This window comes from Paucidesulfovibrio longus DSM 6739 (assembly GCF_000420485.1).
Classification (GTDB): domain Bacteria; phylum Desulfobacterota; class Desulfovibrionia; order Desulfovibrionales; family Desulfovibrionaceae; genus Paucidesulfovibrio; species Paucidesulfovibrio longus.
Map to the genome: position 1 here is coordinate 19,056 of NZ_ATVA01000013.1, position 22,525 is coordinate 41,580.

The following is a 22,525-nucleotide window of genomic DNA, read 5'->3' on the forward strand; positions in this document are numbered from 1 at the left end:
TGCCGCCTACTCGTCGCCGCGTTTGAGCGCGATGGTTCCGGTTCGGCACATGCTCAATATTCCGTAAGGCTTGAGCATCTTGATCAAACCATCCACGCGGGCTTCGTCCCCGGTCAGCTCGACCGTGATGCTGCTCTGGCCCATGCCGACCACGTCGGCCCGGAAAACTTCGAAGACCTGCATGATCTGCGCGGTGTCTTCCGGCTTGAGGCCGACCTTGATCAAGGCGAGTTCGCGGTCCACGAACTCTTTGCGCGACAGGTCGTCCACCTGGATCACGAAATCAAGGGCTGCCATTTGTTCGGTGATGTCGCTGACCTGCGCATCGCCTGCTTCCAGCCGGATGACCATGCGTGAAATATCCGGATTTTCGGTCTCGCCGCAGGCAATGGATTTGATGTTCAGCTTTGCCTCGCCGAAATGGCGGGCCATGGCTGCGAGTACGCCGGGCTCGTTGCGCACCAGTGCGGAAATGGTATGTTTCAAGATTCCTCCCGTGGATTGCGTTCCAGCATCAATATATCCGAGGCGGCCGCTTCGCTCAAGGCGGACGACACCGAGACGCGACAACGGCGCAACCTTGCGAAAAATGCGAACGAACGCTTCCGCAGCGGATATTCGGGCCTGTTGACCCGTTCCTTGTTGACGGCTATCCCAGAAAAAAAAGGATCTTTCAATGTTTGGGAATCTCTTGAAGAAAATCACCACGCCTCCGCCCTTTCAGGTCGGCAAGCGCAATCTCGAGCGGGCCTGGCGGGCGAGCATGAACAACGACATGAAAATGGCCCGCCAATACAACGCCAAGGCGGCCCAGGCATTTCGGGAAATGCTCGAGGCCGATCTCGCCAAGGGGAAGCGCACGTTCCCGCCGCGCCTCGCAGCGGCAGGCATCGCCATCCTCCGCGACGGCGACCCGGAAACCGCCTCGCGACTGCTGGCGCAGGCCCTTGAGCGCCAGGAGACTCTTTTTCAGGCGTATTCCTGGGCCGGGCTCGCTTTCGGCCAACTCGGCGATGCGGAAAACGCCTTGCGCTACTGGAATCTGTTCCAGGGGGTGCAGGCCGGGCAGGCCGTGCTGAACAAAATCATCATGGAGCAGAAGATCGGTCTTGAAAACGGGCAAATCGAACTCAAAAGCGCTTGCGCCGAGGTGGAGCAGGGACTTCTCAAGCAGGACAAGGCCGATTTCCGTGAAGGGAAAAGCTTCTGGCTCCTGGAGCGTCTCTAAAAAAGTTAAGGCCCCGCAAGGGGGCTTTCTCAGCTAATCGTAGAGCTTGTCGATCTCTTCGTAGACATATTTCATGTGCATCATCTTGGGAGAACCACCCATGGCCACGGCCAGGAGCGCCGCGTCGATGATTTCATCCTTGGTCGCACCGTTGCTCGCGGCGTTCTGAACATGCAGGGAGATGCACATGTCGCACTGCGAAAGGATGGAACAGGCGATCAGGATCAGGCTCTGATTCTTGCTGTCGATGGAGCTGCCTTTCTTGATGGTGGCAGTGAAATCCTGGTACGCCTTGAAAACATTGCGACGGTTCTTGTTCATCAACCGAAACAGTTCTGTCGCTTTTTCCGCAGGTTCCTGCATGTCTGTGCCCTCACGTTGAATAGGTTTCAAGATGTATCGATGCGATACGCCTTCGGCATCGGGGTCAGCGCTTGAAGCGGGTGCCGTAGAGCACGGCTTCCCGCGTCCAGAACTGGCGCAACCCCTTTCCATCAAACAAGCCCTCGGCATAAGACAAATCTTTCGTATCCATGCCGGGAAGATATACGTCGACCCGAAGCAGCGTTCCCTGTCTCCACTCTTCCTTCCAAAGCGTGGAGCAGAAATCGCTCAAGGCGGCGGATTCCGGGACAACGTTCACGTCGAGATATATTCTCAAAATATCGAGAGGATACCGACCCTCTCTGCCTTCCTGGCGCTCCATGACCGCATACCGGAAACCGTGCCGCGTCTGATCGGCGACCGGCACCGGCCCCTTGAACGGCTCCGGAGCCTTGGCCGGATCGACGACCACACGTTCCGGACTGTCGCCATTCTTTTCGATTTTCAAGGGCTTCAGCTGAGGCGGGGTCGAGGCCCCACCCTGCTCGGACGAACCCTCAGCTTGAGCGGACCGCGGGCTGATTTCCTCCTGGAATTCCACGGGGGGTTCGTCGCTGACCTTGCCGCGCACCTGATACAGCGGGGCGTCCTCTCCCTCGGCGTCCGGAGCGCCGGCGCGGTCCTGCATATCCGGCGGAAGCGGCTGACGCCGCATCGTAGGCAGGTCGGGGAGCGCTCCGAGGTCGTCCTCGATAAGCGCCGCGTAGACATACCCCAGGGCGTGCTTCTCATCCCGTCGGGTTTCGCCGACATTGAACGCCGCAAACCAGCCCTTGCGCAAGAAATCAACGCGTACGGCTTGTCCGGGTTCCAGCGTCTTCACCAGCTTGGATGCCGCAGTGCGCTCGGCGCGCAGATTCACACGCCTGGAGACCTTGACCAGCCGCCCCCAATGCGACGAAGAGGATTGTCCGGCGGAGGCGCTCTGAGCGGTAGCCGATGGGGCCGGATCAGGAGCCGTGCCCTGTGGTTCAGGCGAATCCGTGGCAACGGCAACACTCTTTGGTGGGGCCGCATTCTCGGATTCCGCTGATTGCCGACCGAGAACGCCTTCGATCTGTTCCGCAGTGGCGGGATAGAGATATCTGTCGTTGGAAAAGCCGATGGCGTTCTTCAGGGAGCGGACCTTTTCGTCCGGTGCGAAGATAGCCACCCAGCCGTCTTTTTCAAAATCGACCTTGACCACATCGTCCGGTCCCAGCGTTCTGACGTGCTCGGAACCCGCGTCCCGCTTGCTGCGGACGTTGAGCATTCCGCGCGGGGAACGCAGCTCGCCCCACTCGCCCACAGGCACGAGATATCCGGCATTGACGAAACCCAGGGCCTTGGCCACGTTCCGATCTTTATCGCCGGGCCGGAAAACAGCGTACCAGCCTTCTTCCAGGAAATCGGCTCGCACCTCTTCGCCGGGCATGATGGTGGTCACCCGGGGGGAGGAAAGCGTTCTCTGCTGTCGAACGTTCAATGGCGTCTTCGGGGTCATCAATCTGCCCCAATCCGCGGCGGACGCGCTCGCGCCGAGAAGCGACACAAGCAGAACAATGAAAAATACGATCCTCTTGAACATAATATGAACTAGTACCGTTTGTTGAGATCCTGGATGACCAGGTCGGTCAGATCGGCGGAATCATCAATGTAGCCGATGATGTCCGGATCCGTGATGACCAGGGAAAAGCCCTTCTGCCGGGCGATGTCCTTCAGGCTGCCGTCGGCGCGCTTCATGATGAACTGGATCAGCCGGGCTTCCTCGATCTGGATGTCCTCGTTGCTTTTCTGGATCAGTCTGTCGTGCTGTTCATAAAGGATTTGCAGCTTGCTTTCCAGAGTGCGCTGCTCGGATTCGGAAAGGGTCGTATCGGCAAGACGCGCCTTCAGTTCGTTGATATCCTTCGCACTCTCTCGAATCTGGCGATCCTTTTCCTTGCCGAGCTTGGCAAGATCCTGCTGTGCGGTTTTACCGATCTCGGATTCGTCGATGAGACGTTGCGGGTTCACGAACCCCACTTTCTGCTCGGCAAGCGCCGCGGTCGGCCCGGCAAGCACGAGCAGCAGCGTCAGCCACAAGGCGGCCAGGACGAACGGGAACGAACCGCAGCGCGAACACGGATTGCGCTTCATGGACACCCTCTGTTTACCATTTGTTTTTATTGCATTAAAATTCACTCATAGAGTGTATCCACATTTCAGTCGGCTGTCGAGGCGAGCAGGCCGAGACCTGTTCAACCGATTTCAAAGCATGTTCACGGGATCGAGATCAAGACGAAGGCGAATGCGATTCGGATCCGGATTCCAAGCGGAAAAACGACCGAATACATCGCGCACATCACGCCAGTCCTCGGCCTTGATCAGGCAATTGTACCGCTTGCGTCCGCGCAGCACGGCCAACGGCGCAGGGGCCGGACCAAGCACCGTCACGCCCGGAGCCCTGGCCGCGCGCTGCAAGGCGGCCGCCGCATCGGACAGGAGCCGCACGTCGTCGCTGACGCTTTCAGGGCCTTCCCCCTCGACAGGAACGCTCATGCGGATCAGGCCGAGCCGAACGAACGGAGGATAACGAAATTTTTCCCGCTGGGCGATCTCACGTTCGAAAAAAGTCTCATAATCGGCTCGCAGCACATGATCCCAAAACGGATGGCCAGGGTTGCGCGTCTGGACTAGGACCGTGCCGGGCAATGCGCCGCGCCCCGCCCGGCCCGCCACCTGAAGCAGCAGCTGATACGTCCGTTCCGCCGAACGGTAGTCCGGCAGGTTCAGTCCCAGATCTCCGTCCGCCACAACGACCAGGGTGACATTGGGGAAATGGTGCCCCTTGGAGAGCATCTGCGTTCCCACGAGAACCTGCGCCCTCCCCTTGGCGAAATCATCCAGGATTTCCTCCAGCCTTTCCTGGCGGCGGGTGGTGTCACGGTCCATGCGCAACACGCCCGTGCCTTCGGGGAGCGCCTTTCGCAGCGTCTCTTCGAGCCGTTCCGTCCCCTCGCCCATGGGCAGGTGATTGCCGCCGCCGCATTTCCCGCAAAGCAGCGGATAGGAATAGGATGTGCCGCAATAGTGGCAAATCAAACGTTCCCGGCTCTTGTGAAAGGTCATGGCCACATGGCAGTGCGGGCAGCGGACCACGTCGCCGCAATCGAGGCAATACATCAACGGCGCGTAGCCGCGGCGGTTGAGCATCAAAATGGCCTGACCGCCCTGCTCCACCGTGCGCGTCAGAGCGTCCAGAGTTTCCGCGGCCAGCGGCTTTTCCGGATCCTTCTGTCCGGAAATGTCCACGAGGCGGATATCGGGAAGCGTCCCTTCCCCGACCCGCTTGGTCAGGCTGACCAACGGAAGACGTCCCTGGCGAGCGGCATGGTAGGACTTCACGTCCGGCGTTGCCGAGCCGAGCACGAGCAGGCCTCCGGACTGGCGGGTGCGGAACCACGCGATTTCCTTGGCCTGATAGGCGAGCCGCTCCTCCTGCTTGAAGCTCTCGTCGTGCTCCTCGTCCAGGATGATCAGACCGGGTCGGCGGATCGGGAGAAAAAGAGCGGAACGGGTTCCCACCACCAGCGAGGGGTGCCCGTCGGCCAGGGCCGCGAAAGCGTCGCGGCGGCGTCCCGGTGTCTGATAGCCGTGGTAAAACACGCACCTAGCCTCTGCGAAGCGCTCACGCACCGCGCGGTAAAGCCCGCAGGCCAGCGCCACCTCCGGAGCGAGCAATAGCGCGGAGCGGCCCGAAGCAAGGCATTTCTCCGCCAGCTCCAGATAAACATGCGTCTTGCCGCTTCCGGTGATGCCGTGCAGCAGCACGGTTTCTCCCTGGGGCGAATCCATGGCCTGCATGAGTTTTTGCAGTGCCGCGTCCTGCTCCTGGGAGTTGGTCAGCACATCCTCGGCGATTTCGCATGCGGGTGCGAGTTCCTCCAGCCCGGCTTCCTCCCGGCCGACGCGAATCAAGCCCGCATCCGCAAGCCGTCGCAGGACGGACCCAACATTGCCGCCGACTTCCTCGGTCAGCCGACGGCGGGTGGTCTGGCCGTTTTCCAAAAGATACTCCAGCACTCCAAGCTGGGAAACCGCGTTGGGCCGCACTGGCCATGGCGGGTCCGCCGCAAGGCTGACAACGGTTTCTTCAGCCTCGCGTGCCGGATTGAGATGGACGCGCATGCCGCCGTCCAGCCAGAGGGCGACCAGTTCGCGTTTTTCGTCGAGACTCAGCTTTCCAAGGGCATGGGGCGTCAGGCGCGAGGGAAAAGGCCCCTGGCTCAGGGCGAAGGTCAGCTCCGAGGTGCGCAATCCCGAAGGCAAAAGGAGGTGAAGAATGGCGCCGGGATCCGTCATCTGGCGACTGGCGAGGTTGCGCACCAGTTCCATGTAGTCTTCGTCCAGAAGCGGTTCGCGGTCCAAGGGCCAGAGAATCTGCCTTGTGGCGAACTCCGGCTTGTCGCAGGTTTGGGTGAGCACCCCGACTCGCAGCGAACGACGCACGGGAACGAGCACCCGGCAACCGGGAGCAAGGGGAGGGAACCACTCCGGGCGCTCGTAGGTGAGCACGGAATGGGGCGGTGTGGGGAGCAGAACCTGCCAATATTCAAGCATGATGTCGCGGCGGCCCGTATCCGGGCCGCCGCTGGAAAATCCTATTTCAGGGGGGGGAGCAATTCGCGCAGCCGGGCCGAGATGTCCTCGTGCAGGGCATCGTCCTGGAGCGCGAAGTAGATGTTGGCCGTCAGATATTCGACCCAATCGCCCGCATCGAAACGACGCCCCTTGAGCTTGACCGCGATGAGCTTGCCGCGATCGGCAAGGCCCTGAAGCGCGTCCGTCAGCTGAATCTCGCCGCCCACGCCAGGCGTCTGATTCTCAAGAATATCGAAGATTTCCGGCAACAGAACGTAGCGCCCGATGATGGCCATGCGCGAGGGAGCCTCCGCAAGCTTGGGCTTTTCCACGAGCTGGTTCACCCGGTACATGCCTGGGGCGAACTCTTCGCCCTGGATGATTCCGTACTTGTGGACCTTTTCATCCGGGACTTCGATAACGCCCACCACGGCTGCGTTTTCCGCCTCGGCCGCTTCGATGAGCTGGCAGATTCCAGCGCCCTTGCCGAAGACCATGTCGTCGCCGAGCATGACGGCGAACGGCTCGTTCTTGCAGACCTCCCGCGCGCAAAGCACGGCGTGGCCGAGTCCGAGCTGCTCCTTCTGGCGCACGGCGATGACGTTGACCATGTCCGCAACGGCGCGCACTTCTGCCAGAAGCTCTGTCTTGCCGCTGCGTTCGAGAAGATTCTCCAGCAGGAAGCTGCGGTCGAAATGATCCTCGATGATCTTCTTGTTCTGGTTGGTGACGAAGACGACGTCCTTCAGACCGGCTTCGATGCCTTCCTCGACGATATACTGAACCACGGGCTTGCGGTAGACCGGCAGCATCTCCTTGGGGATGCTCTTGGTGGCGGGCAGCGAACGCGTGCCCCAACCAGCCACGGGAATGACCACTTTTCTGACCTGCATCACTCTCCTCTCCTTTTGCCGGGTGATCGGCTATCGCAAGCACTCCCGAAGCACTTCGCAAAGCCTGTCCGTAAGGTTCTCGACCTTGGCCTCGTCCTCTCCTTCCACCATGACGCGCGCAAGGGATTCCGTTCCGGAATAACGCAACAGCACGCGTCCCTTGCCTTCGAGCTCCTTCTCCGCCTGGCATACCGCCTCGGCCACGGAAGGTACGGTATCAAAAGGAATCTTACGTTCCACGCGAACATTCTTGAGCCGCTGCGGAAACAGCGTCAACAGATGCGACAGTTCGGAAAGCGGGCGCTGCTTCTCGACCATGATGCGGATGAGCTGGAGCGCCGCGAGCAGGCCGTCTCCCGTCGTGGTGTGGTTGAGGAAGATCAGATGGCCGGACTGCTCGCCGCCGAGCACCGCTCCTTCGCGGCGCATGGCCTCGACCACGTGACGGTCGCCCACCGGAGTGCGCAGCAGACGGCAGTCGCGTTCCTCCATGAAGACTTCAAGGGCCATGTTGCTCATGACCGTGGCTACCAGGGTCTTGCTCTTGAGCTCGCCTCGGTCGAGCAGGTCTTGCGCGCATAGCGCCATGATCTGGTCGCCGTCGAGCACGTTGCCCTTTTCATCCACCACGATGAGGCGGTCCGCGTCGCCGTCCAGGGCCAGACCGATGTCCGCGCCCTCCTCGACCACGGCGGCCGCAAGCACTTCGGGATGCAACGAACCGCAATTCTCGTTGATGTTCAGCCCGTCCGGCTCGCAGGCCAGGGTCACGACCTCGGCTCCAAGCTCGCGCAGGATGGTGGGGGCGACGTTGTACGCCGCGCCGTTGGCGCAATCCAGGACAACCTTGAGCCCGTCCAGGGTAAGATTCTGCGGAAAGCTGTTTTTCAGATAGACGATGTAGCGCCCGTTGGCGTCGACGATGCGCTTTGCCCGGCCCACGCTCTCCGGCGCGGGGAAGTCCCAGTCGGACTTGCCGGAAAGGACCATGTCCGTGATGGCCTGTTCCGCGGAGTCCGGCAGCTTGAACCCGGAACGGTCGAAGAACTTGATGCCGTTGTCGCTGAAGGGATTGTGCGAGGCCGAAATGACCACGCCGAGATCCGCACGCATGTTGCGCGTCAGAAAGGATATGGCCGGGGTCGGCAGCGGGCCGACCAGATACACGTCCATGCCCGTGGCGCAAAAGCCGGAGGTCAGCGCCGTCTCGAAGACATAGCCGGAAAGGCGCGTGTCCTTGCCGATGAGAACCTTATGCCGCTTGTTGCCGTTGCGGAAATACTGTCCTGCGGCCAGTCCGAGACGAAGGGCGATTTCCGGGGTCATGGGGAATATGTTCACCGGGCCGCGCAGGCCGTCGGTGCCGAAAAGGCGTTGATTCATCCACAGCTCCTGCTCCGGGCGGCGCGGCTACTTCACTTCGCGCACGACAGCCGAAAGCTTCTCGGGGGTTTTGGATACCAGTCTGCATCCCTGAGGGAGGCTGACCCAGTAGTCCAGTTCGTGCTTGCCCGGCTTGATGTCCGGGTCGATCTTGGGGTACGCGGCGATCTCGCTGCGAAATTTGTCGTTGCGGAAAAGCGCCACCGGGCCTTCGATTTCCAGGGTGACCGTGTTGTCGGCGATCTCGACCTTGCGCCCGGTGGGCGGCTCCGCCTCGATGCTGCGGATCTTCACGGTGATCCGCTGCGTCTTGGGGCCGATCTCAAGATCCACCCGCACCAGTCCGGGCTGGGCCTTGACGGATTCAGGAAGCAGCACGGGAAGATCCTCGCTCCAGGAGCGGGGCGAATCCTCCTCGAATTGCGTGTCCATGCGCACGCGGGCCTCGTCCAGCTTCTTCAGCTCGCTGGCGGGTCCGTGCAGCTCGACGAAGGCGGGCGTGGCCCGAAGTTCGACAAGCTGAAGATCGTGATGCAGGTTGTCCGCCCCGGTCCAGTCGACGACGACCGGCACGGTTTTGACCGCCTCGCGGTCCACTGTCAAGATCAGGCGATCCGGCTTGAGCTCGACGATTTCATAGGCACGGGAGAGCGGAACCTTGTCCGCGTCCAGGTCGATGAGATTCTCGCCGACCTTGAGCGAGCTGACGTCGAGCGGATAGGCCAGCTTTTTGAAATCCAGCGTGCCGATCATGCCCTTGGGACCGCGCACGCGCACCTCGATGTGCTTGACGAGTCCCTTTTGGATGACCAGCCCGGCCGGAGTGTTGGTCATCTCCACGGGCAGGGGAATCCAGGTCTCGACCTTTTCACGGCCCGTCACGAGATACCAGGTGGAAACGGCCAGGAGGAAGGCCACCAGCATGGTCTGCCAACGAATCGTCATCCTAGCGCTCCATCACGTTCTTGAGCACGCGCCGCAGGCGCAGCTCGTCCAGGCTGGTGGTCAGCCGACCGTTCATGGCGATGGAGACGTCGCCCGTCTCCTCGGAAACGACCACAGAAACGGCGTCGGACTCCTCGCTGATGCCCAAGGCGGCGCGGTGGCGCGTCCCGAACACGGTCTGGCCCTTGAATTTTGTGGAAAGCGGCAGAATGCAGGCCGCGGCGGCCAGACGGCCGGCCCGGATGACCACGGCTCCGTCATGCAGCGGAGTTTCGGTCTTGAAGATGCTCATCAGCAGTTCCTTGGATATCCTCGCATCCACCTCGATGCCGCGCTCGACGATGTCGCCCAGGGGCACGCCGCGTTCCACGACGATGAGCGCGCCGCAACGCTTGCGGGCCATGGCTAGCACGGCCAGCACCATTTCGTTGAGGCTCTGCTCCTCCACGGGGGTTCGCCGCCAAAACCGCCCCACGCCGATCTGGGCAAGGGCCTTGCGAATGTCGCTGCGGAAGAGAATGATGATGACCAGGAAGAACGACCCCAGGAAGTTCGTCAAAAGCCAGTTGAGCGTGAACAGCCCCAGTTCGTCCGAAACCCAATAGACCACGAGCAGCAGCATCAGGCCATAGATGACCGCTACCGCGCGGGTGCCGCGCACAAGCAGGATCAGCTGGTAATAGACGATCGTGATGATCGCGATATCGATCACGTCGCGCCAGGCGATCTGGAGTCCGAAAAATTCAATCATTCATGCCTGCGTCATGGCTTGAGCGAGTGTGAGGGCATGGCGGGCGGCGGCGACTTCGTGAACGCGATGCACTGCGACCCCCCGGTAACCGAGAAGAGCCGTGGCTGCCTGGGTGGCCCCGGCGCGTTGTCCCACTTCGAGTCCGAGCAGGCCCCCGAAAAGCGATTTATTGGACAACCCAATGTATACAGGTAGCCCAAACATCCCGAATCGGTCAATATCTCTTAGGATGCTCATGTTGTGCTCCAGCGTTTTGCCGAAGCCGATTCCCGGATCAAGAACGATGCGGCTTTCCGAAAGCCCGGCCTTGGTCAGGAAGTGCAGTCGTTCCTCAAAAAAAGCCAGGATTTCAGACACTACGTCGTCGTATCGAGGCTCGATCTGCATCTCGCGCGGCAGTCCCAGGGAGTGCATGAGCACGTATCCGGGCTGCCGATCAACCAGCACGTCCAGGAGGGACGGGTCAAAACGGCAGGCGGAAACATCGTTGATGATGGAAGCGCCTGCATCCAGACAGCGTCGGGCGACCTCGGCCTTGTTCGTATCCACGGACACGACCGGGGCCTCTCCCCCCACTCGGGGCAACTGGCTCCAGTCATGCGCCGCGAGAGCCTCCACGACCGGGACCACGCGGGATAGCTCCTCATCCAGGCTGACCAGCTCGGAAAAAGGGCGTGTGCTCTCGCCGCCCACATCCAGGATGTCTGCCCCCTCCAGGGCAAGCGAACGGCCATGGGCCACGGCCATCGCCGGATCGAAACACTTCCCTCCGTCGTAGAACGAGTCCGGAGTAACGTTGACGATTCCGGCAACGAAAAAAGGGGCGGGTCCGAGAACCCTGCCCCTTGCGATAGTCCATTGCTGCAATTTCATCTGAGCCGAAGTCCTGACTATTGCAGATTGCGTCCGCCGCCGGAGCCCTTGTCGCCCCGGCCGTCGTCCTCTTCCAGGGTGAACTCGTCGTCCTCCCCTTCCTCATCCTCGTCCTTCGGCTTTGTCTCGTCCTTGGAAGATTCCTCCACCGGAGTATACCCCGGTCCGGCATCGTCGCCGGAACCGGCATCGCCCTTCCCGTCCGAAGACTTCTTGCGCACGTCCATGGGCGGCAGCGGAGGCAAATCCTTGCCCTCCATCAGCAGGTCGATGTCCTTGCCGCTGATGGTCTCGCGTTCGAGCAGGGCTTCGGCGATCTTGTCCAGCGATTCGCGGTTCTCGCTGATCAGCTTGCGGGCGATTTCGTGGGCCTCGTCGATGATCCGGCGCACTTCCTCGTCGATGGTTCTGGCGGTTTCCTCGCCGTAGTTGCGATTATGGACCAGCTCCTTGCCGAGGAACACGGATTCCTGGTTGTCGCCGAAGGAAAGCGGGCCGAGCTTCTCGCTCATGCCCCACTGGCAGACCATCTTGTGCGCCATTTTGGTGGCCCGCTCGATGTCGTTGGATGCTCCGGTGGTCATCTGGGCCAGGGCGATTTCCTCGGCGACGCGGCCGCCCAACAGCATGGCCAGCTGATTTTCGAGGAATTCCTTGGAGTAATTATGACGATCATCCACGGGGAGTTGCTGGGTCACGCCCAGGGCCATGCCTCGCGGAATGATGGAAACCTTGTGCACGGGATCGGTTCCGGGCAGCAGCTTGGCCACGAGGGCATGCCCCGCCTCATGGAAGGCGGTGGTGCGCTTTTCGTTCTCGCTGAGGATGACGCTGCGCCGCTCCTTGCCCATGAGAACCTTGTCCTTGGCTTCCTCGAAGTCCTTGTTTTCGACGCTGTCCTGGTTGACCTTGGCGGCGTAGAGCGCTGCCTCGTTGACGAGGTTTTCCAGGTCCGCGCCGGAAAAGCCGGGCGTTCCGCGCGCAATGGCGCCGAGGTCCACGTCCGGAGCCAGGGGAACGCGGCGGGTGTGCACGCGAAGGATGCGCTCGCGTCCGCGCACGTCCGGAGTGGGAACCACGACCTGGCGGTCGAAGCGCCCCGGACGGAGCAGCGCCGGGTCGAGAACGTCCGGGCGGTTGGTCGCGGCGACGAGAATGACGCCCTCGTTGGACTCGAAGCCGTCCATCTCGACAAGCAGCTGGTTCAAGGTCTGCTCGCGCTCGTCGTGGCCGCCGCCGAGCCCGGCGCCGCGCTGACGGCCCACGGCGTCGATTTCGTCGATGAAGATCAGGCAGGGAGCATTCTTCTTGCCCTGGCTGAAGAGGTCGCGCACGCGGGAAGCGCCCACGCCCACGAACATCTCCACGAAATCCGATCCGGAGATGGAAAAGAAGGGCACCCCGGCTTCGCCTGCAACGGCCCGCGCAAGAAGCGTCTTGCCCGTACCGGGAGAGCCGACAAGGAGCACGCCTTTGGGGATGCGCCCGCCGAGCCGCGTGAACTTGCGCGGTTCGCGCAGAAAATCAACGACCTCGGAGAGCTCTTCCTTGGCTTCGTCCACGCCGGCCACATCCTCGAAGGTGACCTTGGTCATCTCCTCGTTGATCAGCCGGGCCTTGGACCTCCCGAAGGACATGGCTCCCCTGCCGCCGGAACCGCCGCCCTGCATTTGGCGCATGAAGAAAATCCAGACGCCGATGAGCAGGAGCATGGGGAACCAGGAAACCAGCACGGTCATGTACCAGGGGGCTTCCTCGGGCGGTTCGGCGATGATCCGCACGCCGCTTTTGACCAGTTTTTCAACCAGGTTCGGATCTTCAGGGGTGAAGGTGGAGAATTTCTCTCCCTGCCCGGTGACGCCGCTGATTTCGCGGCCCTGAATCAGGACGGAATCCACGCCTCCGGCTTCGACCTTGGTCAGGAACTCGCTGTAGGGAATGCGGGTGTCCTTGACCTGGGTCTGATTCATGAGATTGAAGAGAACGACCATCATTACTGATATGGTCGCCCAAATAAGGAGATTCTTACCGAAATTATTCAAGCTGGTTCCTCCGGATCGGTCCTGTGTCAAAGGCGGGTGGGGTCCCGCGCTCGTGATTCGGTCGGTGGAGAGTAATGTAACCCTCCTGCGGAAAAAGACAAGAGGGAGGTTGGAAGATTGCTGTCTTGCCGAGCCCGATTAAAACTGATAGGCGTATTGCCCTGTCTGGAAGCGTATCGTCACCGGTGTGGCGCTTGGTCTTCAAAACCAATGCGTGGCAGAAATGTCACGGGCAGGTTCGACTCCTGTACGCTTCCGCCATTCCCCTTCCGGCGCGATCACCCTTCCATTCCGCTCTGGCGCAACAGGCGCATGGCCTTGTCCGAAAGCACGTAGCCGTCGCCGTGGCGCACGTTCTTGCCCTTGAGCTTGATGTGGAACACATAGCCCATGTCGTAGAGCATCCGCAACAGGGTCCGCTCGTAATCCTCCAGCATCTCGCAAGGGGCCACGCCGCAAAAGCGCGAAACCTTGGAAAGGTGGTAGATGTCGCGCAGAAGCTCGATATGTTCCTTGTCCAGCTGGTCCAGGGCCACGTAATCGTCGTTGCGAACCTTTTCCCAGCCCTTGTCCGTGAAATCGATGCCCAGGGACTCCAACTCGTGCCGAGCGCCTTCGGCAAGGCGGAACCCCTTGGGGTTGGAGCCGCAGGAAGTGATGATTATGCCTTCTTCCACGACTCCGCATTCCTTCAAATATTCCAAAACCTTGTCATCGTAAGCCAGCGCCTCGCGTTCCGGCAGCATGCCGTGGTACCGCTTGACGTTGGTATAAGCATGGATGTGCTTGAGAATCTGAACATGCTGCTCGGTAAGAATCATCAGGCTTCCTTGCGTTCGGATATCCAGAGCCGAAGGGCTTCAAGCTGGCGGCGAACCGATTCCGGACCTGTTCCTCCCGGAGATACGCGGCGCTCCACCGCAGCCCGGTAGGACAAAATCGCATAGACGTCGTTCTCGACATCGGCTCCGGCCTTGCACATCTGTTCCAGGCTGAGGTCCGCCAGGCCGCAGCCGAGGGATTCGGCCAGTGCGACGCAGGCTCCGGAAGCGTGGTGCGCCTGCCGGAAGGGCATGCCCCTGCCCACGAGGTAGTCGGCCAGTTCCGTCGCGTTGAGGAATCCCGCTTCCAGGGCGCGTTCCATGGCCTCCGGCACGAAGACGATCTCGGCAAGCATGTCGGCCATGATCGCCAGGGAGGCCCGCACTGTGGCGTCCGCGTCGAAGAACGGCTCCTTGTCTTCCTGCATGTCGCGATTGTAGGTCATGGGCAGCCCCTTGATCAGGGTCAGGATGCCCACGAGGGCGCCGTAGACGCGCCCGGTCTTGCCGCGCATCAGCTCGCAGATGTCCGGGTTCTTCTTCTGCGGCATGATGGACGAGCCCGTGGAGTAGGCGTCGGGCAGGCGGATGTATCCGAACTGCGGGTTGGCCCAGAGGATCAGTTCCTCGCAGAATCGGCTCAGGTGGGCCATGATCAGGCTGCCCGCGCAGAGGGATTCCACCACATAGTCGCGGTCGGAAACCGCATCCATGCTGTTCTCGAAGGCTGCGTCGAAGCCCAGTTCCGCGGCGGCCGAAGCCGGGTCCAGCGGATAGGTCGTTCCGGACAGGGCCGCAGCGCCCAGCGGAGAAACGCGCACGCGCTTCAGGCAATCCGCGACGCGCTGATGGTCGCGCCGGAACATGCAGGCGTAGGCCAGCAGGTGCTGAGCGAGACTCACGGGCTGCGCTGGCTGCAAATGCGTGCAGCCGGGCAGGAGCGTCTCCTGGTTTTCCGCGGCGCGATTCGCGAGCACGGCCACAAGCCCGGCCAGAAGTTCGCTCCATTCACCGAGCCTGCGGGCCACGTGCAGTCGAAAATCGACGCCGACCTGATCGTTGCGGCTGCGTCCGGTGTGCAGCTTGCCGCCCACCGGGCCGACGATCCCGGTCAACCGGGCCTCGATGTTCATATGCACGTCTTCCAGCTCGGCCTTCCACTGGAACGCGCCGGACTCGATCTCGTCGCGCACCTGATCCAGGCCGCGGCAGAGGGACTCCGCCTCTTCCGAGGTCAGAACCCCCTGCCGCGCCAACATCCGCGCATGGGCCTGCGAACCGGCGATGTCCTCGCGATAGAGCCGCCAGTCAAAGGAGACGGATTCGGTGTACGCTTCCACGGAAGCGCTGGTCCCTTCCTTGAACCGTCCTCCCCAAAGTTTCTTATCAGCCATGTCCCTGCCCGCGTTAGTCGTCGCTGTCCCGTCCGCCCCATTTGCTCTGCTGCATGCGGCCCTTGAGCCGCAGGCCCACGAGCTTGATGAAGCCGTCGGCATCGGACTGATCGTAGATCACGTCTTCCTCGAAGGTGGCCAGATCGGGGTTGTACATGGAATACGGAGATTTGCGCCCCATGGGAATGATGTTGCCCTTGAAGAGCTTGAGCCGCACCGTGCCCGTGACCCGTTCCTGGGTCTTGTCGATCATGGCCTGGAGAGCCTCCCGTTCCGGCGAGAACCAGTAGCCGTAGTAGATCATCTCCGCGTATTTCGGAATCAGGCTGTCGCGCAGGTGCATGACCTCGCGGTCCAGGGTCAGCCCTTCCAGGTCGCGGTGGGCCAGATGCAGGATGGTGCCGCCGGGAGTCTCGTAGACGCCTCGGGACTTCATGCCCACGAAGCGGTTTTCGACCATGTCCACCCGGCCGATGCCGTGCTTGCCGCCGAGGTCGTTGAGCTTCTGGAGCAGCGCGGCCGGAGAATGCTTGACCGAGTTGATGGCCACGGGATCGCCCGCCTCGAAATCGATGGTGATGATTTCCGGCTCGTCCGGGGTCTTCTCGATGGGCTGCACGAGACGGAAGCAGTCCGGTCCGGGCGCGTTCCAGGGATCTTCCAGCTCGCCGCCCTCGAAGCTGACGTGCAGCAGGTTGGCGTCGATGGACCAGGGTTTGGTGCGGCTGACCGGGATGGGGATGCCGTTTTCCTCGGCAAAGGCCATCAGGTCGGACCGGGACTTGAGATCCCATTCGCGCCAGGGCGCGATGGTCTTCAGCCGGGGGTCGAGTCCCATGGCGGCCAGCTCGAAGCGAACCTGGTCGTTGCCCTTGCCCGTGGCGCCGTGGGCCACTGCCTGGGCGTCCTCCATGTTGGCGATCTCGACCATGCGCTTGGCGATCAGCGGCCGGGCGATGGAGGTTCCGAGCAGGTAGCGTCCCTCGTAGATGGCGTTGGCCCGGAAGGCAGGAAAGATATAGTCGCGCACGAACTCTTCGCGCAGGTCTTCGACAAAAGCCTTGCTCGCTCCCGTGCGCAGGGCCTTGTCCTCGATGCCGTCGAGCTCCTCGCCCTGGCCCAGGTCGGCCGTGAGGGTCACGACCTCGCAGTTGTAGTGCTTCTTTATCCATTTCAGGATGACGGACGTGTCCAATCCGCCGGAATAGGCCAGAACGACCTTCTTGATGCTGCTCATTTCTTGCTGTTTCCTCAAATATATATTGTTGCGGGGCTTACGCGAAGACCCATTCCATGATCGCCTTCTGCATGTGCAGACGGTTTTCCGCCTGATCGAACACAACGGACGCCGGGCCTTCGAAGACCTCCTCGCTGACCTCCTCGCCCCGGTGGGCGGGCAGGCAGTGCAGGAACTTGCAGTCCGGGGCGGCCAGCGCCATGAGCGCGCCGTCCACCTGATACCCCTCGAAGGCGGCCTCGCGCAGCTTCTGCTCCTCTTCCTGACCCATGGAGGCCCAGACGTCGGTGTTCAGGTAATGCGCGCCGGAAGCGGCCTTCTTCGGATCGTCGGAAAGCTCGATTTTCGCGCCCTGCTCCACGGCTTTCGCCAGAATGGCGGGGTCGGGCTGGTAGCCCTTGGGGCAGGCCAGGGCCAGCGTAAAGGGGAACCGGGCGGCCGCATTAATGAAGGAGTGGGCCATGTTGTTCCCGTCGCCGATCCAGGCCACCTTGAGCTGCTCGAAATCGGGCGTGCGCTCGTACATGGTCAGCATGTCGCTCATGACCTGACAGGGATGGTACATGTCCGTGAGCGCGTTGATTACGGGGATGGAACCGTACTCCACGAGGGTTTCGAGCACATTCTGACCGAACGTTCGCACCACCAGGGCATCCGCATACCGCGAAAGCACGCGGGCCGTGTCCTTGAGGGGTTCGTTGCGGCCGAGCTGCGACTCTGCGGGAGTCATCAGCAGGCTCTGCCCGCCGAGCTGGCGAATGCCGACCTCGAAGGAAATGCGGGTGCGCGTGGAAGCCTTCTCGAAGATCAGGACCACGGTCCTGCCCTCGAGCAATTTGCTGCGATGCTTCTCAACCTTCATCTGCCGGGCGCGCCGCAGGATCGCTTCGGCGTCCTTTCGGGAAAAGTCCAGAATGGACAGAACGTGTCTCATGTGCTGACTCCAAATCCTCTGTATGGAACGGTCACTGAAAAGGGATGAATAATGCCCCAGCGGGAAATGAATGTAAAGCTATGAAGCGGCGCGAATCGCGGCTCGGCGGGAGGCGCTCTTCGGCGCGGGCATTGCGTCCGCAAGACAAACGTGATTCAAGTTCGGCAACGGACAGCCGCATGCAGGGAGCAGAACCATGAAATCCGAAACATTCGTCATCGCCCCGCACCCGGACGACGAAACGATCGCCTGCGCGGGCATGATCATGGAGCGCATCCGCCAGGGCCGGAGCGTCAGCGTCGTGCTCCTGACGGACGGCTCGAAATCCCATTCCGCCTGCTTCGGCATCGAGGACGATCCCACGCCGGAGCGCCTCGCGAAGATCCGGGCCGAGGAGTTCCGCCGCGTGCTCGCCCTTCTGGGAGTGGACCAGAAAAAGGTCGCTGCCCTGGGTTTTCCCGACACGGCCCTGGCGCAGTCCACCGCCCAGGCCTCGGAAGCCCTTCAGGCCCTGCTCGACGGGAAAGACATCGCAGAGATCGTCTATCCCTCCGCCTACGACATGCACCGGGACCATCAGGCCGCCCACTACATCGTCAACAACACCCTGTCGAGAATGAATATCTGCCCGAGGAGGATTTGCTACACGATCTGGCCGGAACCTGATCGAAAGCTCCCCGAACCCGACTTCGTGATGGACATCGCCGATCACCTGGACACGAAGCACAAAGCCATGGCGCTCTACGCGAGCCAGTTGGAGCGGATTTCGCCGAAGCAGCCCGAAGCGGTCCTGCCCGCCGCGTTTCTGGAACCGGTCTTGAACTGTCCTGTCGAACGCTTCTGGACCACGCCCCAAGCCACGGGAGCTGAAAGGAAGGATTAGGCCAGCGCGTCCAGCACGGCCTCGGTCATGGCTTCCATCTCCGGCCCGTGGTCCAGTCCGGCCAGGTGCAGGGCTGCGTGTGCCAGCAGACGGACCTGATGCTCGCGCGGCTCCTGTCCGTACAGCCGGACCTCGCGGGCCAGGGTGTCCACGGAAAGCACGATTTCGCCCAGGTATGGGCCCTGCTCCCCGTCCGCAGCTTCAGGATCATCGTCCTCGCCGTCAAGGGTCTGGTCCTCGTCCGGCTGCGAATTCGCCCCAGCTTCGAAATCCTCCCGGCCATCCTCTTCGTCTTGCTCGTCTTCCTCGTCTTGCTCGTCTTCCTCGTCTTCCTCATCATCTGCCTCGCAGGCCGGGAAGCTGAGCACGTTCGTGGGGCCGAAACAGCCCAAAAACGCTTTGTTCAGGTCGGCGATTTCCGCGTCGTCCACGAGCCGCAGGGTCAGCGACGCCTGCTCCAGTCCGAGCACGCCGAGGACATCCTCCATGAGCGGGATCAATTCGGTACGGTTCAACGGGAACGCCGGGTCCAAGCGGGTTTCCACAAGAAGCTGGATCATGCCTTGTCCTTGCCGTTGCTTTCAGGATCCTCGGCCAGACTGCCGTCGCTGCGGCGGGAGCCGCCGCCCTTGGCCTCGTGCCGGTCATAGGCGTTGACGATGCGCCCCACCAGGGGGTGCCGGATCACGTCCGCTTCGTGGAAACGCACGATCCCGATGCCCTGCACTTCGGCCAGGATGTCCACGGCCTGAACCAGCCCGGACACCTGACGGCTGGGCAGGTCGATCTGGGTCACGTCGCCCGTGACCACCGCGCGGGAGCCGAAGCCGAGCCGGGTCAGAAACATCTTCATTTGTTCCGGCGTGGTGTTCTGGGCCTCGTCCAGGATCACGAAGGAATCGTTCAGCGTGCGGCCGCGCATGAAGGCCAGGGGCGCGACCTCGATCACTCCGGTGGCGAGCAGTTCCTGGACGCGCTCGAAATCCATCATGTCGTGCAGGGCGTCGTAAAGCGGGCGCAGGTAGGGATTGACCTTTTCCACGAGATCGCCGGGGAGAAATCCGAGTTTTTCCCCGGCCTCCACCGCCGGCCGGGTCAGCACGATGCGCTTGACCTCGCGCTTGGCCAGGGCTGCGGCGGCCATGGCCACGGCCATGTACGTCTTGCCCGTGCCCGCGGGACCGATGGCGAAGACCAGGTCGTTCTTTCGGATGGCGTCCAGATATTCCCGCTGGGTCAGGGTCTTGGGGGCGATGGTCTTGCGCGGCGAAACCGCATAGACCGTGTCCTCGAACACGTCCCGGACCCTGGCCGCGGGGTCGCGGGCAAGGATGCGGCAGGCGCAGTCCACGTCCTGCGGGTGCACGCCGCGCCCGGCTCGGAGCATGCCGTAAAGCTGCCCCAGGACGTTGGCCGCGAGGTCCACGTCATGCTCGTTTTCCCCCTGGACCGAAACGTGGGAGCCGCGCGTGTCGATGCGCACGCCCGCCTTCTCGGCCAGGAGATCCAGGTGGGCGCTGCGCGGCCCGAAAAGGCGCGAGGCCAGGTTGCCGTCGTCGAATTCCAATTTCCGTGTGGGCATGCGATCCGCCCTACTCCCGACGTTGAGCGGACTTCCAGCGGCAGACGCGCCGCTCCAGGAGGTTCGCCAGTTCATACAATGCCGCGCCCAATGCGCTCATGCCGAAAATGCCCGTGAACATCTCAGGATAATTCATCCGGCCCCAGGCGTCCATGATCAGATAGCCGAGGCCGCTGGACGTGGCGAAGGATTCCACGAAAAAGAGCACGGCCACGCTGGTGCCCGTGCCCAGGCGCAAGGCGGTGAAGCCGTGCGGCAGGGCCGCGGGCAGAAGCACCTCCAGGATCAGATCCTTCCTGGAGCCGCCCAAGAGCCGCACGCTGTCGAGATATTTCGGATTGATCAGCCGGACTCCGTCCCGCGTGGTCACGAGTATCTGATACCAGAGGATCAGCCCGATCATGGCGACCTTGGCCGTGTCGCCCAGGCCGAGCAGGAGCAGGAACACGGGCAGCAAGACGATCTTGGGGATCGGATAGGTCAGGAAGACGAACGGCGAAAGCAGTCGGTCCGCCCTGTCCGAGCCGCCCATGAGCACGCCGAGGGGAAAGCCCAGTCCAAAGGCCAGGATCATGGCCGCCACGGCCCGGAAGGACGAGGCTCCGAAATGCTTCCAGAAGGACGCCCGGCCCAGGGCGCGGGCAAAGGCGGCGGCGGCCTCCTCCGGATGGGGCAGGAGCGCGTTGCCCAGGGCCACCGCCGCGAGCTTCCAGGCCAGTGCCAGAACCAGGATCACAAGCCCGTAGGACATGGCCGCCCGCAGCAGGGAACGCTTCACCATAAGCGCTCCACGGTGCGGCGAAGTTCGCGCAGGAGGCGAAAATACTCGTCGCTGTCCCGGTGGCCGGGAGTTCCGAAACCGGGATTGTCGAACCAAGCCGCCGCCCTGGCAGGGCGGCCCGCCAGCACGAGAATGCGGCCGCCAAGAAAGACCGCCTCCTCCAGACTGTGGGTGACGAGCAGGTACGGCGTGCGCCGACCGCTCCAGGCCACCAGCAGGGCCTGTTGCAGCTTTTCGCGGGTCAGCGCGTCCAGGGAGGAAAACGGCTCGTCCAGCAAGAGCACCGAGGGCGAGGTCACGAAGGCCCTGGCAATGGCCACGCGCTGCTGCTCGCCGCCACTGAGGGCCGCCGGGAAATCCTCGTCCCGGCCCACGATGCCCAGGTCGGCCAGCTGCGCACGGGCGCGTTCTTCCCGTTCCTGCTTGCCCACGCCCTGGATCTTCAGGCCCAGGGCCACGTTCTGGAGCACGGTCCGCCAGGGAAGCAGCCCGAAATCCTGAAGGATGATGGAAATATCCCGGCAGGGGCGTTCCACGGGTCGGCCGCGCAGCAGCACCCTGCCCGCTCTGGGGTGCGTCAGCCCGCTCAGGGCGTAGAGCAGCGTGGTCTTGCCGCAGCCGGACGGACCGACCACGGCCAGGGTCTGCCCCTGCTCCAGGCGGAGGCTCACGTTCTCCATGACCGGCCCATCCAGGCCATGGGCCAGGGTCAGGGCCTCGGCTTGGAGCATCGCAGGTTCCGGGTTCATGTTTATGCGGCCTTGTCCGGGACCAGAGCTAGGGAGCCGAAGACGCGACCACTTTCGTATAGGCGAGACGAGCGCCAAGCATGTTTTTGGTGATCATCCAGTCCTGCACCTCGTCCACCTCGGCAGGGCTCGGCAAGGCCGGGTCGGGGTAGGCGTACACGGGGAAATTCGGCACGAGCGGCGCGGGAATGCGGCAGGTCTCGGCCATGAGGGACCGATACCGTTCCGGATTTTCCCGAAGCCGCTGCAGGGCGTCCCGGTACGCCGCCACAAAGGCGCGGAATTCCCCGGCCCCATTTTCATAGTAGCGTTCGTGCAGGCAAAGCACGGTCAGGGGGATGTCCAGATTCTCGGCGGTGAGCAGCGTGTCGCCGCCCTTGAGCCGCGCCAGGGAGAGCAGCGGTTCGGGCAGCAGAGCCGCATCGATCTGCCCGGAGAGGAGCATTTGCAGGCGAATGGGAATTTTCTTGATTTCGAGCCGGTTGAAATAATCCTCTGGAAGTCCGTTGGCGTCGGAAATCTTGTCCAGCAGGAACTCCATGATCGTGGAGCGCGAATATCCCACGCTCGCACCGCGCAGGTCGGCGAGAGCGGCGCCGCTGCGTCCGGGAGCGAGGGCCAGTCCGAACATGGGCTGGCCGGGCAGGGTGCGGTAGGAAACCAGGCTCACCGGGAAGGGGCGTCCCTGTTCCAGAAGCATCAGGGCCGCGATGAGGTCGCCGAAATAGCCGTCGAGCCGCCCGGCCTGAATGGCCACGTCGCGCTCCATGGCGCTGGCGAACGGAACCAGTTCCACATCCAGGCCGTGCGCCGCGAACAGGCCGTCGTGGGCGGCGACCTGAAGCGGCAGCGTGTCGAGCACGCCGAGCACGCCGAAACGCAGCGGCTCCCCAGCCCGGGCGGTTTCCGCGCCGGCCAAGGCAAGACAGAGCAGACAGACCCCCAACCCCGCGATGATACGAGCCATTCCATTCTCCCTTTTCAACAATGTCCTCCGGTCTCTTTAGAATGATACGGCCCGCGCATCAACCCCGGCGAGGCGG

At 62.4% G+C, this 22,525-nt stretch carries 22 protein-coding genes and 1 tRNA gene; 3 read left to right on the forward strand and 20 right to left on the reverse strand.

The genetic code is table 11. From position 1 onward, the window contains the following. Positions 1-6: 6 nt before the first annotated feature. Complete coding sequence (gene ilvN, locus G452_RS0107135; protein ID WP_022661578.1) at positions 7-486, reverse strand: acetolactate synthase small subunit; 480 nt, start codon at positions 484-486, stop codon at positions 7-9. Positions 487-676: 190 nt separating this feature from the next. On the opposite strand from ilvN, the gene G452_RS0107140 reads away from it, so the two are divergent. After that, the gene (locus G452_RS0107140) at positions 677-1,228 is read left to right on the forward strand and encodes a tetratricopeptide repeat protein (protein ID WP_022661579.1); all 552 of its coding nucleotides are present in this window, start codon (positions 677-679) and stop codon (positions 1,226-1,228) included. 33 nt (positions 1,229-1,261) lie between these two features. Here G452_RS0107140 and G452_RS0107145 read toward each other — a convergent pair whose 3' ends face one another. The 10 genes from G452_RS0107145 to ftsH all read right to left on the reverse strand — a co-directional run bounded on the left by G452_RS0107145 (position 1,262) and on the right by ftsH (position 13,101). Beyond that, entirely contained in the window at positions 1,262-1,549 is a 288-nt protein-coding gene (locus G452_RS0107145; protein WP_169428209.1) for a carboxymuconolactone decarboxylase family protein, read from the reverse strand. A gap of 106 nt (positions 1,550-1,655) precedes the next feature. Beyond that, complete coding sequence (locus tag G452_RS0107150) at positions 1,656-2,864, reverse strand: SH3 domain-containing protein (protein ID WP_155887597.1); 1,209 nt, start codon at positions 2,862-2,864, stop codon at positions 1,656-1,658. A gap of 323 nt (positions 2,865-3,187) precedes the next feature. Beyond that, positions 3,188-3,730 carry an OmpH family outer membrane protein gene (locus G452_RS0107155; RefSeq protein WP_022661582.1) on the reverse strand — a complete coding sequence of 181 codons (543 nt, stop codon included), beginning with the start codon at positions 3,728-3,730 and terminating at the stop codon, positions 3,188-3,190. A 111-nt stretch (positions 3,731-3,841) separates the two neighbouring features. After that, positions 3,842-6,193, reverse strand: a complete 2,352-nt coding sequence (gene priA, locus G452_RS0107160; protein WP_022661583.1) for a replication restart helicase PriA — start codon at positions 6,191-6,193, stop codon at positions 3,842-3,844. A 41-nt stretch (positions 6,194-6,234) separates the two neighbouring features. Further along, positions 6,235-7,107 (reverse strand): UTP--glucose-1-phosphate uridylyltransferase GalU, encoded by an 873-nt coding sequence (gene galU, locus G452_RS0107165; protein ID WP_022661584.1) that lies wholly within the window; start codon positions 7,105-7,107, stop codon positions 6,235-6,237. A 30-nt stretch (positions 7,108-7,137) separates the two neighbouring features. Next, positions 7,138-8,490, reverse strand: coding sequence for a phosphoglucosamine mutase (glmM, locus tag G452_RS0107170; protein ID WP_022661585.1), 1,353 nt, complete (start codon positions 8,488-8,490; stop codon positions 7,138-7,140). 27 nt (positions 8,491-8,517) lie between these two features. Beyond that, positions 8,518-9,435 (reverse strand): CdaR family protein, encoded by a 918-nt coding sequence (locus G452_RS0107175; protein ID WP_022661586.1) that lies wholly within the window; start codon positions 9,433-9,435, stop codon positions 8,518-8,520. Position 9,436: 1 nt separating this feature from the next. Continuing rightward, the gene (gene cdaA / locus G452_RS0107180; protein WP_022661587.1) at positions 9,437-10,186 is read right to left on the reverse strand and encodes a diadenylate cyclase CdaA; all 750 of its coding nucleotides are present in this window, start codon (positions 10,184-10,186) and stop codon (positions 9,437-9,439) included. After that, positions 10,187-11,059, reverse strand: a complete 873-nt coding sequence (gene folP, locus G452_RS0107185) for a dihydropteroate synthase (protein ID WP_022661588.1) — start codon at positions 11,057-11,059, stop codon at positions 10,187-10,189. A gap of 17 nt (positions 11,060-11,076) precedes the next feature. Beyond that, complete coding sequence (gene ftsH, locus G452_RS0107190) at positions 11,077-13,101, reverse strand: ATP-dependent zinc metalloprotease FtsH (RefSeq protein WP_022661589.1); 2,025 nt, start codon at positions 13,099-13,101, stop codon at positions 11,077-11,079. Between the two features lie 167 nt (positions 13,102-13,268). Here ftsH and G452_RS0107195 point away from each other — a divergent pair. Next, positions 13,269-13,362: transfer RNA gene (locus G452_RS0107195), tRNA-Sec, on the forward strand. Between the two features lie 17 nt (positions 13,363-13,379). Here G452_RS0107195 and G452_RS0107200 read toward each other — a convergent pair. From G452_RS0107200 to argF, 4 genes are read right to left on the reverse strand one after another with little or no spacing between them, the layout of a single operon-like run. Beyond that, positions 13,380-13,922, reverse strand: a complete 543-nt coding sequence (locus G452_RS0107200; RefSeq protein ID WP_022661590.1) for a hypothetical protein — start codon at positions 13,920-13,922, stop codon at positions 13,380-13,382. Continuing rightward, positions 13,922-15,316, reverse strand: coding sequence for an argininosuccinate lyase (gene argH / locus G452_RS0107205; protein ID WP_022661591.1), 1,395 nt, complete (start codon positions 15,314-15,316; stop codon positions 13,922-13,924). The genes G452_RS0107200 and argH overlap by 1 nt, the downstream gene beginning before the upstream one ends. A 13-nt stretch (positions 15,317-15,329) precedes the next feature. Continuing rightward, positions 15,330-16,553 (reverse strand): argininosuccinate synthase, encoded by a 1,224-nt coding sequence (locus G452_RS0107210; RefSeq protein ID WP_022661592.1) that lies wholly within the window; start codon positions 16,551-16,553, stop codon positions 15,330-15,332. 37 nt (positions 16,554-16,590) lie between these two features. Next, entirely contained in the window at positions 16,591-17,487 is an 897-nt protein-coding gene (gene argF / locus G452_RS0107215; RefSeq protein WP_022661593.1) for an ornithine carbamoyltransferase, read from the reverse strand. A gap of 196 nt (positions 17,488-17,683) precedes the next feature. On the opposite strand from argF, the gene G452_RS20525 reads away from it, so the two are divergent. Further along, positions 17,684-18,370, forward strand: coding sequence for a PIG-L deacetylase family protein (locus tag G452_RS20525; RefSeq protein WP_022661594.1), 687 nt, complete (start codon positions 17,684-17,686; stop codon positions 18,368-18,370). Here the strand turns inward: G452_RS20525 and G452_RS0107225 are convergent. The 5 genes from G452_RS0107225 to G452_RS0107245 are packed head-to-tail and all read right to left on the reverse strand — an operon-like array spanning position 18,367 to position 22,449. Continuing rightward, positions 18,367-18,930, reverse strand: a complete 564-nt coding sequence (locus G452_RS0107225; protein ID WP_022661595.1) for an rRNA maturation RNAse YbeY — start codon at positions 18,928-18,930, stop codon at positions 18,367-18,369. The genes G452_RS20525 and G452_RS0107225 overlap by 4 nt on opposite strands. Next, positions 18,927-19,952 carry a PhoH family protein gene (locus G452_RS18540; RefSeq protein WP_051142012.1) on the reverse strand — a complete coding sequence of 342 codons (1,026 nt, stop codon included), beginning with the start codon at positions 19,950-19,952 and terminating at the stop codon, positions 18,927-18,929. The genes G452_RS0107225 and G452_RS18540 overlap by 4 nt, the downstream gene beginning before the upstream one ends. A 10-nt stretch (positions 19,953-19,962) precedes the next feature. After that, positions 19,963-20,733 (reverse strand): ABC transporter permease, encoded by a 771-nt coding sequence (locus tag G452_RS0107235; RefSeq protein WP_022661597.1) that lies wholly within the window; start codon positions 20,731-20,733, stop codon positions 19,963-19,965. Then, a complete protein-coding gene (locus G452_RS0107240) occupies positions 20,727-21,482 on the reverse strand; it encodes an ABC transporter ATP-binding protein (protein ID WP_235619599.1) in 756 nt (251 codons plus the stop codon). Before G452_RS0107240 ends, G452_RS0107235 begins: the two co-directional genes overlap by 7 nt. Positions 21,483-21,510: 28 nt before the next feature. Further along, positions 21,511-22,449, reverse strand: a complete 939-nt coding sequence (locus tag G452_RS0107245) for an ABC transporter substrate-binding protein (protein WP_022661599.1) — start codon at positions 22,447-22,449, stop codon at positions 21,511-21,513. Positions 22,450-22,525 lie beyond the last annotated feature (76 nt).

Excerpts from the sequence above, each read along its gene's own strand:
- G452_RS0107140 (WP_022661579.1), top strand. The coding sequence starts at position 677 with ATGTTTGGGAATCTCTTGAAGAAAATCACCACGCCTCCGCCCTTTCAG.
- G452_RS0107145 (WP_169428209.1), bottom strand. The coding sequence starts at position 1,549 with ATGAACAAGAACCGTCGCAATGTTTTCAAGGCGTACCAGGATTTCACT.
- G452_RS0107150 (WP_155887597.1), bottom strand. The coding sequence starts at position 2,864 with ATGCTCAACGTCCGCAGCAAGCGGGACGCGGGTTCCGAGCACGTCAGA.
- G452_RS0107155 (WP_022661582.1), bottom strand. The coding sequence starts at position 3,730 with ATGAAGCGCAATCCGTGTTCGCGCTGCGGTTCGTTCCCGTTCGTCCTG.
- priA (WP_022661583.1), bottom strand. The coding sequence starts at position 6,193 with ATGCTTGAATATTGGCAGGTTCTGCTCCCCACACCGCCCCATTCCGTG.
- galU (WP_022661584.1), bottom strand. The coding sequence starts at position 7,107 with ATGCAGGTCAGAAAAGTGGTCATTCCCGTGGCTGGTTGGGGCACGCGT.
- glmM (WP_022661585.1), bottom strand. The coding sequence starts at position 8,490 with ATGAATCAACGCCTTTTCGGCACCGACGGCCTGCGCGGCCCGGTGAAC.
- G452_RS0107175 (WP_022661586.1), bottom strand. The coding sequence starts at position 9,435 with ATGACGATTCGTTGGCAGACCATGCTGGTGGCCTTCCTCCTGGCCGTT.
- cdaA (WP_022661587.1), bottom strand. The coding sequence starts at position 10,186 with ATGATTGAATTTTTCGGACTCCAGATCGCCTGGCGCGACGTGATCGAT.
- folP (WP_022661588.1), bottom strand. The coding sequence starts at position 11,059 with ATGAAATTGCAGCAATGGACTATCGCAAGGGGCAGGGTTCTCGGACCC.
- G452_RS0107200 (WP_022661590.1), bottom strand. The coding sequence starts at position 13,922 with ATGATTCTTACCGAGCAGCATGTTCAGATTCTCAAGCACATCCATGCT.
- argH (WP_022661591.1), bottom strand. The coding sequence starts at position 15,316 with ATGGCTGATAAGAAACTTTGGGGAGGACGGTTCAAGGAAGGGACCAGC.
- G452_RS0107210 (WP_022661592.1), bottom strand. The coding sequence starts at position 16,553 with ATGAGCAGCATCAAGAAGGTCGTTCTGGCCTATTCCGGCGGATTGGAC.
- argF (WP_022661593.1), bottom strand. The coding sequence starts at position 17,487 with ATGAGACACGTTCTGTCCATTCTGGACTTTTCCCGAAAGGACGCCGAA.
- G452_RS20525 (WP_022661594.1), top strand. The coding sequence starts at position 17,684 with ATGAAATCCGAAACATTCGTCATCGCCCCGCACCCGGACGACGAAACG.
- G452_RS0107225 (WP_022661595.1), bottom strand. The coding sequence starts at position 18,930 with ATGATCCAGCTTCTTGTGGAAACCCGCTTGGACCCGGCGTTCCCGTTG.
- G452_RS18540 (WP_051142012.1), bottom strand. The coding sequence starts at position 19,952 with ATGCCCACACGGAAATTGGAATTCGACGACGGCAACCTGGCCTCGCGC.
- G452_RS0107235 (WP_022661597.1), bottom strand. The coding sequence starts at position 20,733 with ATGGTGAAGCGTTCCCTGCTGCGGGCGGCCATGTCCTACGGGCTTGTG.
- G452_RS0107240 (WP_235619599.1), bottom strand. The coding sequence starts at position 21,482 with ATGAACCCGGAACCTGCGATGCTCCAAGCCGAGGCCCTGACCCTGGCC.
- G452_RS0107245 (WP_022661599.1), bottom strand. The coding sequence starts at position 22,449 with ATGGCTCGTATCATCGCGGGGTTGGGGGTCTGTCTGCTCTGTCTTGCC.